General features: G+C 72.1%; 8 protein-coding genes. 7 read left to right on the top strand and 1 reads right to left on the bottom strand.

The window, feature by feature from the left end:
• The first annotated feature begins 30 nt into the window (after positions 1 to 30).
• From OG904_RS22195 to OG904_RS22210, 4 genes are all read left to right on the top strand, one after another.
• Entirely contained in the window at positions 31 to 822 is a 792-nt protein-coding gene (locus OG904_RS22195; protein WP_405498187.1) for a sugar ABC transporter permease, read from the top strand.
• Positions 823 to 896: 74 nt separating this feature from the next.
• A complete protein-coding gene (locus OG904_RS22200) occupies positions 897 to 2,501 on the top strand; it encodes a glycoside hydrolase family 13 protein (RefSeq protein WP_405493586.1) in 1,605 nt (534 codons plus the stop codon).
• Positions 2,486 to 3,505, top strand: a complete 1,020-nt coding sequence (locus OG904_RS22205; protein WP_405493588.1) for a LacI family DNA-binding transcriptional regulator — start codon at positions 2,486 to 2,488, stop codon at positions 3,503 to 3,505. Before OG904_RS22200 ends, OG904_RS22205 begins: the two co-directional genes overlap by 16 nt.
• 446 nt (positions 3,506 to 3,951) lie before the next feature.
• Positions 3,952 to 5,358: a putative Ig domain-containing protein gene (locus OG904_RS22210; protein ID WP_405493590.1), complete on the top strand. Its 1,407-nt coding sequence runs from the start codon at positions 3,952 to 3,954 to the stop codon at positions 5,356 to 5,358.
• Between the two features lie 36 nt (positions 5,359 to 5,394).
• Here the strand turns inward: OG904_RS22210 and OG904_RS22215 are convergent, their stop codons facing one another.
• A complete protein-coding gene (locus OG904_RS22215) occupies positions 5,395 to 9,171 on the bottom strand; it encodes a hypothetical protein (protein WP_405493592.1) in 3,777 nt (1,258 codons plus the stop codon).
• 149 nt (positions 9,172 to 9,320) lie between these two features.
• Here OG904_RS22215 and OG904_RS22220 point away from each other — a divergent pair, with 149 nt between their 5' ends.
• The 3 genes from OG904_RS22220 to pulA all read left to right on the top strand — a co-directional run bounded on the left by OG904_RS22220 (position 9,321) and on the right by pulA (position 17,462).
• The gene (locus OG904_RS22220; protein WP_405493594.1) at positions 9,321 to 9,788 is read left to right on the top strand and encodes an RICIN domain-containing protein; all 468 of its coding nucleotides are present in this window, start codon (positions 9,321 to 9,323) and stop codon (positions 9,786 to 9,788) included.
• 461 nt (positions 9,789 to 10,249) lie between these two features.
• A complete protein-coding gene (locus OG904_RS22225; RefSeq protein ID WP_405493596.1) occupies positions 10,250 to 11,998 on the top strand; it encodes a carbohydrate-binding module family 20 domain-containing protein in 1,749 nt (582 codons plus the stop codon).
• 46 nt (positions 11,999 to 12,044) lie between these two features.
• Complete coding sequence (gene pulA, locus OG904_RS22230; RefSeq protein WP_405493598.1) at positions 12,045 to 17,462, top strand: pullulanase-type alpha-1,6-glucosidase; 5,418 nt, start codon at positions 12,045 to 12,047, stop codon at positions 17,460 to 17,462.
• Positions 17,463 to 17,482 lie beyond the last annotated feature (20 nt).

The following is a 17,482-nucleotide window of genomic DNA, read 5'->3' on the forward strand; positions in this document are numbered from 1 at the left end:
GGCAAGCGCTCCCCGCTCGCCTCCGCAGGCCTGCACGGCACCCTGATCGTCGCGTCCGTGATCGCCGTCTTCCCGGTGCTGTGGGTCCTGCTGACCTCCCTCAAGCCCGCCAAGCACGCCATCACCACGGACTTCGTGAAGGAACCGACCCTCGACAACTACCGCTACCTGGTGGAGTCGACCTCCTTCCTCTCCTGGTTCGGCAACTCCGTCCTGGTCGCCGGCATCACCACCGTCCTCGGCGTGTTCATCGCCGCCACCACCGGATACGCCGTCAGCCGCTTCAAGTTCCCCGGAATGAAGCCGCTGATGTGGACCCTGCTCATCACGCAGATGTTCCCGATGGCCATCCTCATCGTCCCGCTCTACAACCTCATGGGACAGCTCGGGCTGCTCAACCAGCCGCTCGGCCTGGTGATCACCTACCTCACCATCGCCGTGCCGTTCTGCGCCTGGATGATGAAGGGCTTCTTCGACACCATCCCCGTCGAGATCGACGAATCCGGCCGCGTCGACGGACTCAACCCCTTCGGCACCTTCTGGCGCCTCATCCTCCCGCTGGCCAAGCCCGGCCTCGCCGTCACCGGCTTCTACGCCTTCATCACCGCCTGGGGCGAAGTCGCGTACGCCTCCGCCTTCATGGTCGGCGACGAGCACCTCACGCTCGCCGGTGGCCTGCAGACCTTCGTCACCCAGTACACCTCCAACTGGGGTGCCATGAGCGCGGCCTCCGTCCTCATCGCCATCCCCGCGGCGTTCTTCTTCCTCTTCGCCCAGCGTCACCTCGTCGCCGGGATGACGGCAGGCGCGACCAAGGGCTGACGCCCTCGCGAGCACGGGCTGACCACCCGCCGCCTGCCCCCTCCCACCCCCGGCCCGATCTCCCCAAGGACGACATGACCCAGCACCTCGCCGCCGAAACCTCGTGGGACGGCCTCCCCACCTCCACCGGCACCACGCCCGGCTGGTGGAGAGAAGCGGTGATCTACCAGGTCTATCCGCGCAGCTTCGCCGACTCCAACGGAGACGGCATGGGGGACCTCGAAGGCATCCGCAGCCGGCTGCCCTACCTCAAGGAACTCGGGGTCGACGCCGTATGGCTCAGCCCCTTCTACGCCTCCCCGCAGGCCGACGCGGGCTACGACGTCGCCGACTACCGCGCCATCGACCCGATGTTCGGCAGCCTCCACGACGCCGACGCCGTGATCCGCGAAGCGCACGGGCTGGGCCTGCGCATCATCGTGGACCTCGTTCCCAACCACTGCTCCGACCAGCACGAATGGTTCAAGCAGGCACTGCGCGAAGGCCCCGGTACACCGCTGCGCGAACGCTTCCACTTCCGCACGGGACGCGGCGCCGACGGCGCGGAGCCCCCCAACGACTGGGAGTCCATCTTCGGCGGGCCCGCCTGGACCCGGGTCGCCGACGGCGAGTGGTACCTGCACCTCTTCGCCCCCGAGCAGCCCGACTTCAACTGGGAACACCCCGCCGTCCAGGACGAGTTCCGCTCCATCCTGCGCTTCTGGCTCGACCTCGGCGCCGACGGCTTCCGCATCGACGTCGCCCACGGCCTCGTCAAGGCCCCCGGCCTGCCCGACCTCGGCCGCGGCGAACAGCTCAAGCTGCTCGGCAACCAGGTGCTCCCCTTCTTCGACCAGGACGGCGTCCACGAGATCTACCGATCCTGGCGCCGGGTCCTCGACGAGTACGCCGGCGACCGCATCGGCGTCGCCGAGGCCTGGACGCCGAGCGCCGACCGGACGGCCCTGTACCTGCGCCCCGACGAGCTGCACCAGGCCTTCAACTTCCACTACCTGAACACCGGGTGGGACGCCACCGCGCTGCGCGCCACCATCGACGAATCCCTGGACGCGATGCGCCCGGTGGGCGCCCCGACGACGTGGGTGCTGTCCAACCACGACGTGGTGCGTCACCGCACGCGCTACGGCAGCCTGGCGAGGGCGCGGGCGGCCGGGCTGCTGATGCTGGCGCTGCCCGGGTCGGCGTACGTCTACCAGGGCGAGGAGCTCGGCCTGCCCGAGGTCACCGACCTCCCCGACGCCGTCCGCCAGGACCCGGCCTTCGCCCGCGGCGCCGGGCAGGACGGGCTGCGCGACGGCTGCCGGGTCCCGATCCCGTGGTCGGGCACCGAGGCCCCGTACGGCTTCGGCGACGGCGGCAGCTGGCTGCCGCAGCCGGCCGAGTGGGCCGGACTGAGCGTGGCCGCCCAGACCGGCGACCCGGCCTCGACCCTGGAGCTCTACCGCGCCGCGCTGCGCCTGCGCCGCTCGCACCCGTCGCTGGGCGCGGGCGACGCGGTGGAGTGGCTGGAGGCCCCGGCCGGGGTCCTGGCCTTCCGCCGCGGGGAGTTCACGTGCACGGTCAACACCACGGACGAGCCGGTACGCCTGCCCGCGCCGGGCACGGTCCTGCTGTCGAGCGGCCCGCTCGGCGACCCCTCGTCCCTGCCCGCCGACACGGCGGTGTGGTGGCAGGGGTGACTTCCCCGCTGCGGCTGACGGACATCGCCGCGCAGGCCGCGGTCAGCGAGGCGACCGTCAGCCGCGTCCTCAACGGCAAGTCGGGCGTGGCGGCCGGCACCCGGCACAAGGTGCTGGCCGCCATGGACCTGCTGGGCTACGAACGCCCGGTCCGGCTGCGCCGGCGCAGCAACGGCCTGGTCGGCCTGCTGACCCCGGAGCTCACCAACCCGATCTTCCCGGCGTTCGCCCAGGTGATCGAGCAGACCCTGGCGGGCCACGGCTACACCCCGGTGCTGTGCACGCAGACCCCGGGCGGGGCCACCGAGGACGAGCTGGTCGAGCAGCTGGAGGAGCGCGGGGTCACCGGCATCGTGTTCCTGTCGGGCCTGCACGCGGACTCCTCCGCGGACCCGTCGCGCTACCAGCGGCTCGCGGGGAGGGGGGTGCCGTTCGTGCTGATCAACGGCTTCAACGAGCAGGTCACGGCCCCCTTCATCTCCCCCGACGACCGCGCGGCGGCGGAGATGGCGGTCCGTCACCTGGAGGACCTGGGCCACCGCCGGATCGGCCTCGCCATCGGGCCGACGCGGTACGTGCCTTCGGCGCGCAAGGAGGCGGGCTTCGTCGCCGCCTGCCCCTCCGCCCCGGCCGAAGGCCTGATCCAGCGCACCCTGTTCACGGTGGAGGGCGGCCACGCGGCGGGCGGAGCCCTGCTGGACCGCGGCTGCACGGGCATCGTGTGCGGCAGCGACCCCATGGCCCTCGGCGTCATCCGAGCGGCCCGCGAGCGGGGGCTTCGGGTCCCCGAGGACGTCTCGGTGGTCGGCTTCGACGACTCCCCGCTGATCGCCTTCACGGACCCGCCGCTGACGACCGTCCGCCAGCCGGTGCGGGCCATGGCCACGGCAGCGGTCGGAGCCCTCCTGGAGGCGGTGGCCGGTACCCCGGTCCAGCGCACGGAGTACGTCTTCCAACCGGAGCTGGTGGTGCGGGGGTCCACGGGGCAGGGTCCGGGGGGCTGAGGGGCTGAGGGGCTGAGGGGCTGAGGGGCTGAGGGGCTGAGGGGGGTGGGGACGCCGGGCGGTGGGGGTACGGGTACGGGTACGGGTGCCCACGGTCAATGCGAAGATCATCTCGGGCTTCACGATCAGATGACAGTGCCGTCGTGGCTGCTCCGATCGGTTGGGCCGACGGGCGACAGCCGCGCGTCGGTCGAGCCGCGCCGCGCACGTCGCGAGACTGGCCTGCGTCTCCTCGGCCGTCCGCGAGGGCCTCTGGCCGCCTCGTCGACGGTGTCCGAGCAAAGCGTGATCCCCTGGAGGTCGTCATGGCCCGTCGGTCAACCACCCTGCCCCATGCCAGCCTTGGTGCTTGCTCACGGCGGTCGCTGACGACCTGCCTGGCGGTTCTCTCCGCGGCCGTGAGCCCGCTCTTCATCTCCGCTCCGGCACTGGCCGCCGATACACCTGTGTGCGCAACCACCACCCTCAGGGGCACGGCATCGGCTCCGCAGACCAGTACCTCCCCTGACGGGTCAACCACCGTCGTCTGCACCTACACCGGAGTCCCAGGGCCGGGCAACACACCCCTGGCAGGTCAGTTGGGCGGCGGTGAGTTCACGCTCACCGTCCCCGACCGCGTCACCAGCCTCACCATCGACGAAGCGACCGGCGGAAGGGGCGGGAACGGGGCCGGGGTGGGGGCCGGCGCAGGCGGCTCCGCCGGAAGGGTCAGTGGCTCGCTGACCGTCGCACCGGGGCAGACCCTCAATCTCAGGGTCGCGGCCCCGGGTCAGACCTCGGACGGAGCACCTGCCCAGGGCGGGTTCAACGGGGGTGGTGGTACGGGCTTCGGCGGCGCGGGCGGTGGTGCCACGACCATCTGCGACGGGACGTGCACCCAGGGGCCGAACACTTACCTCCTGGCCGCCTCGGGCGGCGGCGGAGCCGGAATCGGCCCCAACGGCGGCGGCAGCGGGAACGGCCCGGGGGGCAGCGGCGCCACCGTGGCGAACGTCGGCAGCTCCGGCGGCGGATTCGGCAGCTCCGGAGGCAACGGCGGCACGGGAACATCGTTCTCGTCCCTTGCCACGAACGTCGGCGGTGCCGGGGGAGCGCCGAGCGCCAACACCGCAGGCGGAGGCGGCGGCGCCGGCGAGTTGCTCGTCTTCCCCGCGGGAGCTCCCGGGAACGGCGGTGGCGGCGGGGGAGGCAACTCCCCCGGCGGAGGAGGCCAGCTCAACGGCTCCGTCGGTCAGCCGGGCCAGGGCGCCGCGGCGTCCCCGGGAGGTGGCGGTGGCGGAGGCTTCTTCGGAGGCGGATCCGGCGCGAGCAACGGAGTCCTGGGAGACACGGCCAGCGGCGGAGGTGCGGGCTCGTCCTACATCCGCAACCCGGTGGGGGCCACCGCCACCACCGCGGCCGTCACCGCCGACCCCGTCATCCGTCTCACCTACACGATCCCCGCTGCTCCGCTGGTCGTGCCCTGGGCGGCCAGCCCCCTGCCCACCGGCACGGTCGGCAACGCCTACAGTGCCGTCGTCGTGACGGGCCCCACGACCGGGGGAACCCCGCCGGTCACGTACACGGCGAGCGGCACGCTGCCCCCGGGACTCGCCCTGTCCCCGGTCGGACAGCTCACCGGTACGCCCACGGCAGCCGGTACGTACTCCTTCACGGTGACCGCGACGGACAGCGCCAACCCGGCGCAGAGCGTGAGCCACGCCTTCAGCGTGACCATCAACCCCTCCGGCGGTGGGGGCGGATCCATCCTGCCCATCAACCTCAACGGAGTGTTCAACGTGTTCAACAACATCGCCATCAACAACAACGTGAAGAGCCCCGGCTCCACCAACGTCGTCGGAGACATCAACTGAAGTGAAGGCGGGGCACGGGCGCCTGGTTCCGGGGGGCTACGGGGTGGGGCAGGGCGGGTTGAAGGGGACTGCCGGGAAGTGCTGGGTCCATTGCGGTTTGGTGAGCCGGGGGTGTGCGCTGTCGCAGATGCGGGCGGTGACCCGGTCCAGGTCGGTGTCCCACAGGCGGATCGTGAAGTCGTTGCCGCCGGTGGACAGGGTTTTGCCGTCCGGGCTGAACGCCACGGCCGGTACGGGGCTCGCGTGGCCGGTGAGGATGGTGGGAGCGGTCGCACCGTTCAGGTCCCACAGCAGGGCCTTGCCGTCCGCGGAGCCGGCTGCCAGCCGGCGGCCGGCCGCGTCGAAGGCCAGCCTGTAGAGCCAGGAACCGGACGCCGGTAGCCGCCTCACCCTCGTGGGGTGGTTGGAACCGTCGACGTCCATCAGCCACACCGTCCTGTCCCTGCGGTGGAAGGCGGCCAGCCTCCGGTTGTCGGGGCTGAACACGCCGCCGGTCAGAGGGTCGGACCGGAAGGGGGACGGCAGTTCCCGGGGGCCGCGCGGATCGCTGATGTCCCACAACCGCAGCGAACCGGACTCGCCGCTGCTCGTCACCAGCGTGCGGCCGTCCGGGCGGAAGGAGGCCGCGGTGACGTCCGGCCCGTCCTCGGCGACCCGGCCCAGGGGTTCGGGACTTCCGGGATCGGTCAGGTCCCACAGGCCGGTCTTGCCCTGCGCCCAGACGGCCAGCAGGCGGCCGGCCGCGCCGAAGGCGGCGCCGGCGACTTCGCCGGCGCCGGGGGTGAGGGTCGAAGCGAGTCGCGGTCTGCGTGGGTCGGCCACGTCCCAGACCCGGACGGTGGTGTCCTCGCTGGCCGTGACGAGGATGCGCCCGTCCGGGCTGAACGCCACGCACCGGACGAATTTGGTGTGCCCGCGCAGGACCGACAGCGGCCACAGGGCCCGGCCGCCCGTGACCTGCCACAGCCGTGCGGTGCCGTCCCAGCTGGCGCTGGCGAGCAGGCGGCCGCCGGGGCCGTACGCCAGGGAGGTGACCACGTCGTCATGGGCCCCGAGCGACAGGTCCCGCAGGTCCAGAAGCCGGTCGGAGGTGGCGAGCAGCCGGCCGTCCGGGCTGAACGCCGTCTGGTAGAAGCCGCCCTGAAGCGTGCTGGTCCGCTTCGGGTTCGCCGGGGCGGCGACGTCCCAGAACTGCGTGGTGCCGCCCGCCGAGACGAGCGTGCCGCCGTCCGGGGTGAAGGCCACCGACCAGACGATCGCGGGATGGCCGAGCAGGACGGCCGGTGGCCGCGTTCGCGGGGTACTGCCGATGTCCCAGACCCTTGCGGTGCGGTCCCAGCTCCCGGTCGCCACGGTCCTGCCGTCCGGGCTGAAGGCGGCCGAGGTCACCGTGTCGGTGTGTCCGCGCAGGACGTCGAGGAGGAGCGGATTCGCCGGGTCGATGACGTCCCACAGTCTGGCGGTGGTGTCGCCGGTGGTCGCCAGCATGCGGCCGTCCCGGCTGAACGTCACCGAGGTGACCGCGTGGGTGTGGCCCGGCAGGGTGGCCAGTAGGCGGGGGTGGCGGGGATCGGTCACCTTCCACAGCCGTACGGCGCCGTCGGTGTGGCCGGTGGCGAGGGTGCCGCCCGGCCCGTACGCCACCCACGTCGGCCCGGACGCCTGGTCCGGCAGCGTGCTCAGCTCGGCGGGCGCACGCCGGTCCGCCACGTCCCACAGCCGCACCGAGCGTTCGCCCGCCGTGGCCAGGACGCGGCCGCCCTCACCGAACGCCACCGACCACATCTGCTCCGGCTGGTCCAAGACGGCCAGTGGAACGGGGTGGTGGGCGTCCCCGACGTCCCACAACCGGACCGTGCGGTCCCAGCTCGCGGTGGCCAGGACCGGGCTCCCGCGGGCGAAGGAGACCGAGACCACGTCGGAGGTGTGGCCGGTGAGCCGACTCGTGTACGGCGTCGCGAACGAGCTCATGAGCTGGTCGCGGACGTCGCCGGTGGCCGCCAGCCGGTACGCGGCCAGGTTCAGCTGCGCCGCGAGCGGGGGGTCCTGCGGCCGCACGTCCGCCGCGTCCGCGGCGGCCTTCCGCGCGATGGCCACGTTGCGCTGCCGGACGGCCGAGTCGCGCGAGTCGACGGCCAGCCCGCCCGCGGTCGCCGCGATGACCACCAGCACCGTGAGCAGCGTGACCAGCTGCCGCAGGCGGACCGTCCGTCGCCTGACCGCCGCCATCTCCCCGGCCTGCGCTTCCCGGCCCGCTTCGAGGAAGCATCGCTCCCTGGCGGTCAGCCGGCTGCCGTACGTGGCGGCCAGGTCCAGTGCCGCGGCCAGCCGGGCACCCCGGTAGAGGGCGTGCGGGTCGCGGTCCTGCACCTCCCAGCGGGCGGTCGCGTCGGTGAGCTGCCGGTGCAGGAGCAGCCGGTCCCGGTCCTCGGTCAGCCAGCCGCGCAGCCTCGGCCAGCACCGGATGATCGCCTCGTGGGTGATCTCGATGCACCCCTCGTCCAGCGTCACCAGCCGTTGCCGGGCGAGGGATTCGAGTACGCGGGCGGTGTCGGGGTTCGGGTCCAGCTCGTCCCGGGTGATGCGGCGCCTGGTGTCCTCCGTACCGTCTCCCAGCGCGGTCAGCCGCAGGAACAGCGATCTGGCGAGGTCCTGCTGCACCGGCGACAGCGCCCGGTAGGCGGCCTCGGCGGTCTGTGCGAGCGCGTACTGGATCCCGCCGGCCGCCAGATATCCGCCCAGCGTCAGGCGGTTGCCGCTGCGACGGCGCCAGGTCTCGACCATCGCGTGCGAAACCAGTGGCAACGCACCGGGCCGGCCGGTCGCGTCCGCGACGACGGCCGCCAGCAGCGGGCCGGTCACCGTGCAGTCGGCGAGCACGGCCGGCCGGGTGATGGCCTCGCGCAGCTCCTGGCTGCTCATCGGACCGACCGCGATCTGCGCGTCGCGCACCGCCTCGACCAGCCGGGGGTCCTGGACGCAGTGGCCGTAGAAATCGGCGCGCACGCCGAGCACCACCCGGGTCCGGCTGGTCGCCGCCGTGGTGGCCGCGATCAGCATGGCGATGAACGCGTCTCGTTCGTCCCGGTCCGCGCAGAGGGTGAAGACCTCCTCGAACTGGTCGACCACGATCAGCGCGTCGACGTCCGGCGGGCGGTCGATCACGGTCTGCCGGATCCGCAGGTGCAGCGCCACAGGATCGTCCAGCAGCTCGGTCACCAGCGCGCCGGGAGCCGCGCCCGTCTCCGCGGCCAGGTGGACGGCGCACTCCTCCACGGGATGCGGGCCCGGAGTGAACAGCATCACCGGCCACCCCGACGCCCGCGCGCGGGCGACGAGCCCCGCCCGCAGCAACGAGGACTTCCCCGATCCGGACGGCCCGAAGACCGCCAGGAACCGGCGGTCACGCACCTTCGCGAGCACCTCGCCGGTCAGCCGCTCGCGACCGAAGAAGCGGTCGGCGTCTTCCGGCTGGAACGCCGACAGCCCCGCGTACGGTGCGTCCTGGCAGCTGCTCTCCCCGAGCTCGGCACCCTGTGCGCTCGCGGCGATCTCGGCGGCGATCGCATGCCATCGGGCCTCCCACAGGAGTCGGTCACCCCGGCACGCCTCGACATAGGCGAGCGTGACACCAAGGCTCGGGAACGTGTGCCCGCCCGCGGCGTCCGACAGTGTCGTGGACGAATAGTGCGCCCTTTTGGCCAGTGCCCGATAAGGCGGCCGTCCCGCCGCCTCGCGCAGTTTGCGAAGGTCGGCGGCGAACTGTGTCAGCGGACCGGTGTCCGGGTCGAGCGGACGTTCGGGGCGGGGCATGGCCTTCCTTCCTGCGTCTTTCCGCAGTCGTGATGGGTGGTTTTTGTCCAGCTGTTGATGTCCGGAATCCCCATTCCGGCGCCGGACATCAACCGGCGGCTACACATGGCCCAGCGCAACCCGCGCAAGGACGACATGAAGGAGAAACCATGAGGTCTCTACGGCGACTGATGCTGCTGGCGGCGGTCACCGGCCTGCTGGCCGGGGCCACTTTGACGGGCGGGCCCGCGTTCGCAGCGGCACCGCTGCTCAAGTCCGGCCTGAACGGAAAGTGCGCCGACATCTTCATGTTCCACCAGGAGAACGGCGCCTTCACCGTGACGTGGGACTGCACGGGCAACACCAACCAGCAGTGGCGCTGGGACGGTGAGCAGATCCGTTCCGCAATGAACGGAAAGTGCCTGGAGATCTACGGTCCCCATCTGGGCGACCAGGGCTCGGTGGCCATGTGGGACTGCAACGGCGGGCTCCACCAGAAGTGGTTCCGCAACGGCGGCGAGATCCGTAACCGGGTGAACGGAAAGTGTCTCGACATCCTGGCCGGCCGGCCCGAGAACGGCCAGCTCCTGGTGAGCTGGAGCTGCAACGGCGCACGGAGCCAGAGCTGGGACTTCTGAACGCCGGCCCGGCCCGGCACATCACGTGCCGGGCCGGGTCTCGGACGCTGTCGGTGACGGGGCTTCCGCGGAGGCCCCCGCATCGAATCGAATCACGACATGTTCTGCTACGGCTTCCAGGACAACGGCCGCTGTGCCGCGGGTGGTGCCCACAGCCGCCAGTCCAGGCCCGACTGCGACTTCGTCATCCCGCACGCCTAGACCCGCCTTCCTCCGCACATGCCTCGTCCGGTCGGGCGCAGGCATGTGCGCTGTCCCGGTTCCGGGGCGTCCGGGGCCGGTGGTGGGCGAGCCGGGTGAGCTGCCGGCACCGCCGCGCGACCCCATCCGGAAACAATTCTGCAATCTCTTGCGCAAAGTCTTGCAGGGCTCCCTCCTGGCACCTACGGTCGCTGCAATCCCCAACCCGGCCGTGACCGGCCCCCACCCGGCCCGTGCCTCTCCGCCAGGAGGAACACCGCATGCCCACCCGTGCTCGCGCCGTCAGAGCCGCCGCCGCGCTGCTGTCCGCATCCGCCGTCACCGCCGTCACCGCCCTCGCCGTCGTCGGTGGTCCCGCCCCGGAGGCGGCCGCCTCCGCGCCCGGGGAGAAGGACGTCACCGCCGTGCTCTTCGAGTGGCGGTTCGACTCCGTGGCCAAGGCCTGCGCCGATTCCCTCGGCCCCGCCGGGTACGGGTACGTGCAGGTCTCGCCGCCCCAGGAGCACATCCAGGGCTCCCAGTGGTGGACCTCGTACCAGCCCGTCAGCTACAAGATCGCCGGGCGGCTGGGTGACCGTACCGCCTTCAAGGCGATGGTCGACGCCTGTCACGCCGCGGGCGTGAAGGTCGTCGCCGACTCCGTCATCAACCACATGGCGGCCGCCGACGGGACCGGAACCGGCGGTACTTCGTACACGAAGTACAACTACCCGGGCGTCTACTCCGGCTCCGACATGGACGACTGCCGGGCGACGATCTCCACCTACACCGACCGCGCCAACGTCCAGAACTGCGAGCTCGTGCAGCTCGCCGACCTGGACACGGGCGAGGAGTACGTGCGCGGGCGGATCGCGGGCTACCTCAACGACCTGCTCTCCCTCGGCGTCGACGGGTTCCGCATCGACGCCGCCAAGCACATGCCCGCCGCCGACCTGGCCGCCGTCAAGGGGCGGTTGAGCAACCCGAACGCCTACTGGAAGCAGGAGGCGATCTACGGCGCCGGCGAGGCCGTCTCGCCCAGCGAGTACCTCGGCAACGGGGACGTGCAGGAGTTCCGCTACGCCCGCGACCTCAAGCGGGTGTTCCAGAGCGAGAACCTCGCCTACCTGAAGGACTTCGGGGAGGCCTGGGGGTACATGCCCTCCGCCCAGTCCGCCGTCTTCGTCGACAACCACGACACCGAGCGCGGCGGCGACACCCTCAGCTACAAGGACGGTTCCGCCTACACGCTCGCGAGCGTCTTCATGCTGGCCTGGCCCTACGGCTCCCCGGACGTGCACTCCGGGTACGAGTGGACCGACCGTGACGCGGGGCCGCCCAACGGGGGGACGGTGAACGCCTGTTACGCCGACGGGTGGAAGTGCCAGCACGCCTGGCGGGAGATCTCCTCCATGGTCGCCTTCCGCAACTCCGCGCGCGGCCAGGCCGTCACCGACTGGTGGGACAACGGCGGCGACCAGATCGCCTTCGGGCGGGGCGCCAAGGCGTACGTGGCGATCAACCACGAGGGCTCGGCGCTGACCCGGACGTTCCAGACCTCCCTCGCGGCCGGCGACTACTGCGACGTGCAGAGCGGGCGCACGGTCACCGTGGACTCCGGCGGCCGGTTCACCGCCACCCTCGGCGCCGGGACGGCCGTCGCCCTGCACGTCGGCGCCCGCGGCTGCGGCAGCACCGCCACCCCGACCCCCACCCCCACCCCGACCCCCACCGCGCCCGCCGGTGCCTCCTTCGCCGTCAGCGCCACCACCGTGCCCGGCCAGAACATCTACGTCACCGGTGACCGCGCCGAGCTCGGCAGCTGGAACACCGGCAGCGCCCTCAAGCTCGACCCGGCCGCCTACCCCGTCTGGAAGCTCGACGTCACGCTCCCGCCCGGCGCGGTCTTCGCGTACAAGTACGTCCGCAAGGACGCCGCCGGGAACGTCACCTGGGAGAGCGGAGCCAACCGGTCCGCCACCGTCCCCGCGAACGGCAAGGTCACGCTGAACGACACCTGGCGCAACTGATCCTCCCGTTCCCCCCCGACCCGTCCCGCACCCGAGGAGATCCGCCTTGATACGCCCCGCCCTCGCCGGCGCCGCGGGAGTGCTCGCAGCCATTCTGGCCGTGACGCTCCTGCCCGCCCTCCCCGCCGCCGCGGCGGTCGCCGCCAAGGCGCCACCGGCTCCGCCCCCGGACGCCGGGCTGGCCGCCGAGCCCGCGCGGCACGACCTGACCCGGGAGCAGTTCTACTTCGTGCTCCCGGACCGGTTCGCGAACGGCGATCCGCGCAACGACCGGGGCGGCCTGACCGGTTCCCGGCTGGAGACCGGTCTGGACCCGACGGACAAGGGCTTCTACCAGGGCGGTGACCTCAAGGGGCTCACCGACCGGCTGGACTACATCAAGGGGCTCGGCACGACGGCCATCTGGATGGCGCCGATCTTCAAGAACCAGCCGGTACAGGGGACGGGCAAGGACGCGTCGGCCGGCTACCACGGGTACTGGATCACCGACTTCACCCAGGTCGACCCGCACTTCGGGACCAACGCCGATCTGGAGCGGCTGATCGACAAGGCGCACGGGAAGGGGATGAAGGTCTTCTTCGACGTCATCGCCAACCACACGGCCGACGTCGTCGACTACCGGGAGGCGTCCTACGGCTACCTGTCCAAGGGCGCCTTCCCCTATCTGACCGAGGACGGGGTGCCGTTCGACGACTCCGCCTACGCCGACGGGAAGAAGAAGTTCCCGGCCGTCGACGCCGACTCCTTCCCCCGCACCCCCTTCGTCCCGGCGGCGAAGAAGAACCTGAAGTCCCCGGCCTGGCTCAACGACCCGGTGATGTACCACAACCGGGGCGACTCCACCTTCGCCGGCGAATCCTCCGACCAGGGAGACTTCTTCGGCCTCGACGACCTGTGGACCGAGCGTCCCGAGGTCGTGGAGGGGATGGAGAAGATCTACGAGAAGTGGGTCAGGGACTTCGACATCGACGGCTTCCGCATCGACACCGTCAAGCACGTCGACACCGGCTTCTGGACGCAGTGGGCGACCGCCCTCGACAAGTACGCGGCCCGGCACGGCCGCAAGGACTTCTTCATGTTCGGCGAGGTCTACTCCGCCGACACCGCGATCACCTCCCCGTACGTGACGCGCGGCCGCCTCGACGCCACGCTCGACTTCCCGCTGCAGGAGGCGATCCGTTCCTACGCCTCCCAGGGAGCCGGGGCCGGCCGGCTGGGCTCCGTCTTCGGTGACGACTACCGGTACACGACCGACAAGGCGAACGCCTACGAGCAGGTCACCTTCCTCGGCAACCACGACATGGGCCGCTTCGGGACCTTCCTGAAGCAGGACCACCCGGGGGCGGGGGAGCAGGAGCTGCTGGACCGGTACCGGCTCGCCAACGAGCTGATGTTCTTCTCCCGGGGCAATCCGGTGATCTACTCGGGTGACGAGCAGGGCTTCACCGGCGCGGGCGGCGACAAGGACGCACGACAGCCGCTCTTCGCCTCGCAGGTGGCCGACTACCTGGACGACGACCAGCTCGGAACGGTGCGCACGCATGCGAGCGATGCTTACGATCCGGAGCACCCGCTCTACAAACAGATCAGTGCTCTCTCGAAGCTGACGAAGGACCACCCGGCCCTCCGGGACGGCGTCCAGAGCGAACGTTTCTCCGACGGTTCGGCCTACGCCTTCGCCCGCACCGACACCCGCACGCGCACCGAGTACCTGGTCGCGGCCAACAACGCCACCGAGCCCCGCACCATCGAGCTCGACGCCCCGGCCGGCGCCCAGTACCGCACCCTGTACGCGGGAGGAGCAGCGGCGGCCGCCGCAACCACCGGCCGGCCGCGCGCCTCGGCCGCCGGCAAGCTCACCGTCACCCTCCCCGCCCTCGGCTCCCTCGTCCTCCAGGCGACCACCCCGCCCGCCGAGCCCGCCGCGTACGCCGCCTCCACCGCCAAGCCCACCATCACCCTCAAGGCCCCGGCCCCCGGAGCCACCGGCACCGTCGAGCTCTCCGCCGACGTGACCGGCGGCGACCCGCTGAACCGGGTCGTCTTCGCCGCCCAGACCGGCACAGACAACTGGCAGGTCCTCGGCTCCGCCGACCACGCCCCCTACAAGGTCACCCAGACCATCGGCGAGGCCACCGCCTCCGGAACCCCGCTCCGCTACAAGGCCGTGGTCATCGACTCCGCCGGACGCACCGCGAGCGCCCTCGCCGCATCGGCCGCCGGACAGGCCCCGCCCGCCGAGGTCCCCACCGCCACCCAGCGCGACTACGCGATCGTCCACTACAACCGCCCCGACGGGAACTACACCGACTGGCGCCTGTACGCCTGGGGCGACCTCGCCGAAGGCGAGGCCACCACCTGGCCCGCCGGCCACGAGTTCACCGGCCGCGACGCCTACGGAGCCTTCGCCTACGTGCGGCTCAAGCCCGGGGCCGCCAGCGTCGGTTACCTCGTCATCGACAAGGACGGCAACAAGGACGTCGCCACCGACCGCACCATCGACGTCACCCGGACCGGCGAGATCTGGCTCGACCAGGGCAAGGAAGCCCCCCGCCCCGAACGCCCCGCCGCTCCTCCCGTCGACGGGACGAAGGCGGTCCTGCACTACCAGCGCCCCGACGGCGCCTACGAAGGCTGGGGCCTGCACGTCTGGACCGGAGCGGCGACGCCCACCGACTGGTCCAAGCCGCTGCTGCCCACCCGCACCGACTCCTACGGCGCGGTGTACGAGGTCCCCCTCGCCGCCGGAGCCACCAGCCTCAGCTACATCCTCCACAACGGCGACGCCAAGGACCTCCCCTCCGACCAGTCCCTGGACCTGAAACCCACCGGCTCCGGACACGAGGTGTGGATGCTGGGCGGCAAGGAGAAGTACCTCCTCCCGCAGCCCGCCGGCAGCGCCGCCGCCCTGGACCTCACCAAGGCCCAGGCCGTCTGGATCGACCGCGACACCATCGCCTGGAACGCCCCGCCGGCCGCCGCCTCCCTCCAGCTCCTCGCCTCCCGCGAAGGCGCCGTCAAGGCGGAGAACGGCACCCTGACCGGCCGGGCGCAGTGGCTGCGGCTGGCCCGGACCGAGCTGACCGCCGCCCAGAAGCAGAAGTTCCCGCACCTGGCCGCGTACGCCGCCTACACGGTCGACCCGCGCGACCGGGACCGCGTCCGCGAGGCCCTGCGCGGCCAGCTCGTCGCGAGCGCCCGCGCCGCCAACGGCGCCGTCCTCGCCGCCACCGGGGTCCAGCTCGCGGGCGTCCTCGACGACCTGTACACGACCGGCGCCCAGCTCGGCCCCGTCTTCAAGGACGGCCGCCCCACCCTCTCCGTCTGGGCCCCGACCGCCCAGCAGGTCGCCCTCGAACTCGACGGCCGCACCGTGGCCATGCACCGCGACGACGGCACCGGCGTCTGGTCGGTGCGCGGCGAGCGCGGCTGGTCCGGCAAGCCCTACCGCTACGCCGTCACCGTCTGGGCGCCGACCACCGGGCAGGTCGTCCGCAACCTGGTCACCGACCCGTACTCCACCGCCCTGACCGCGGACTCCACGTACAGCCTGGCCGTGGACCTGGCCGACCCGAAGCTGGCCCCGCCCGGCTGGCGCGACCTGAAGAAGCCCGCACCCGTACCCTTCACCTCCGCGCAGATCCAGGAGCTGCACGTCCGCGACTTCTCCGTCGCCGACCGCACCACCACCCACCCCGGCCAGTACCTGGCCTTCACGGACACCGGCTCGGCGGGCATGCGCCACCTGCGCGAGCTGGCCGCCGCCGGAACCTCCTACGTCCACCTGCTGCCCGCCTTCGACTTCGGGACCGTCCCGGAGAAGGCCGCGGACCGCACCGAGCCCGCCTGCGACCTGAAGGTCTACGCCCCCGACTCCGAGGAGCAGCAGGCCTGCGTGGCCGCCGCGGCCGCGAAGGACCCGTACAACTGGGGGTACGACCCGCTGCACTACACGGTCCCCGAAGGCTCGTACGCGAGCGACCCGAACGGCACGGCGCGCACGGTGGAGTTCCGCCGGATGGTGCAGTCCCTGAACGGCGCGGGCCTGCGCACGGTCATGGACGTGGTCTACAACCACACGGTGGCCGCGGGCCAGTCGGACAAGTCGGTCCTGGACCGGATCGTGCCGGGCTACTACCAGCGGCTCCTGGCCGACGGCTCCGTCGCCAACTCCACCTGCTGCGCCAACACCGCCCCCGAGAACGCCATGATGGGCCGCCTCGTCGTGGACTCGGTGGTCACCTGGGCCAAGCAGTACAAGGTCGACGGCTTCCGCTTCGACCTCATGGGCCACCACCCCAAAGCCAACATCCTGGCGGTGCGCGCCGCCCTCGACGCGCTCACGGTCGCCAAGGACGGCGTCGACGGCAAGCGGATCGTCCTCTACGGGGAGGGCTGGAACTTCGGCGAGGTGGCGAACGACGCCCGCTTCGTCCAGGCCACGCAGCAGAACATGGCCGGTACCGGCATCGCCACCTTCTCCGACCGGGCCCGCGACGCGGTGCGCGGCGGCGGCCCCTTCGACGAGGACCCGCGCGTACAGGGCTTCGCGTCGGGCCTGTTCACCGCACCGAACTCCTCGCCGGCGAACGGCACCGCGGAGCAGCAGCGCACCCGGCTGCTCCACGACCAGGACCTGATCAAGGTCGGGCTGACCGGCAACCTCGCCGGGTACGCCTTCACCGACTCCGGCGGCCGCCCGGTCAAGGGCTCCGAGGTGGACTACAACGGCGCCCCGGCCGGTTATGCGGCGGCCCCCGGCGACGCGCTCGCGTACGTCGACGCCCACGACAACGAATCGCTCTTCGACGCCCTGAAGTACAAGCTCCCGGACGGCACCGCACCGGCCGGCCAGGCCCGCGCGCAGGTCCTGGCGATGTCGGTCGCCGCGCTCTCCCAGGGCCCGGCGCTCTCGCAGGCGGGCACGGACCTGCTCCGGTCCAAGTCCCTGGACCGCAACTCCTTCGACAGCGGCGACTGGTTCAACGCCGTCCACTGGGACTGCCGGGACGGCAACGGCTTCGGCCGCGGTCTGCCGCCGGCGGCCGACAACCGCGCGAAGTGGCCGTACGCGAAGCCGCTGCTGGCGGGGGCCGCCCCCGGCTGCGCCGAGATCGACGGCGCCTCGGCCGCCTACCGCGACCTGCTGAGGATCCGTACGACGGAACCGGCCTTCGCCCTGACCACCGCCGGGGCGGTCCAGGCGCAGCTGGCCTTCCCGCTGTCGGGCCCGGGCGAGACCCCGGGCGTGATCACGATGACGCTGGGCGACCTGGTGGTGGTCTTCAACGCCACCCCCGGCGCGCAGGCCCAGCGCCTCCCGGCCCTCGCGGGCACGGCCTACGCCCTGCACCCGGTCCAGGCCTCGGGCGCGGACCCGGTGGTCCGCCAGGCGGCGTACGACCCCGCGAAGGGGGAGTTCACGGTCCCGGCCCGCACGGTGGCCGTCTTCAGGCGGGGGTGACCGCTCCGGCGGGGGTGACC

The organism is Streptomyces sp. NBC_00096, assembly GCF_045041305.1.
In the GTDB taxonomy this organism is placed as follows: domain Bacteria; phylum Actinomycetota; class Actinomycetes; order Streptomycetales; family Streptomycetaceae; genus Streptomyces.

What these genes read in the sequence shown, in the direction of transcription:
- OG904_RS22215 (WP_405493592.1), bottom strand. Translation starts at nt 9,171, where the DNA reads ATGCCCCGCCCCGAACGTCCGCTCGACCCGGACACCGGTCCGCTGACA.
- OG904_RS22225 (WP_405493596.1), top strand. Translation starts at nt 10,250, where the DNA reads ATGCCCACCCGTGCTCGCGCCGTCAGAGCCGCCGCCGCGCTGCTGTCC.
- OG904_RS22220 (WP_405493594.1), top strand. Translation starts at nt 9,321, where the DNA reads ATGAGGTCTCTACGGCGACTGATGCTGCTGGCGGCGGTCACCGGCCTG.
- OG904_RS22200 (WP_405493586.1), top strand. Translation starts at nt 897, where the DNA reads ATGACCCAGCACCTCGCCGCCGAAACCTCGTGGGACGGCCTCCCCACC.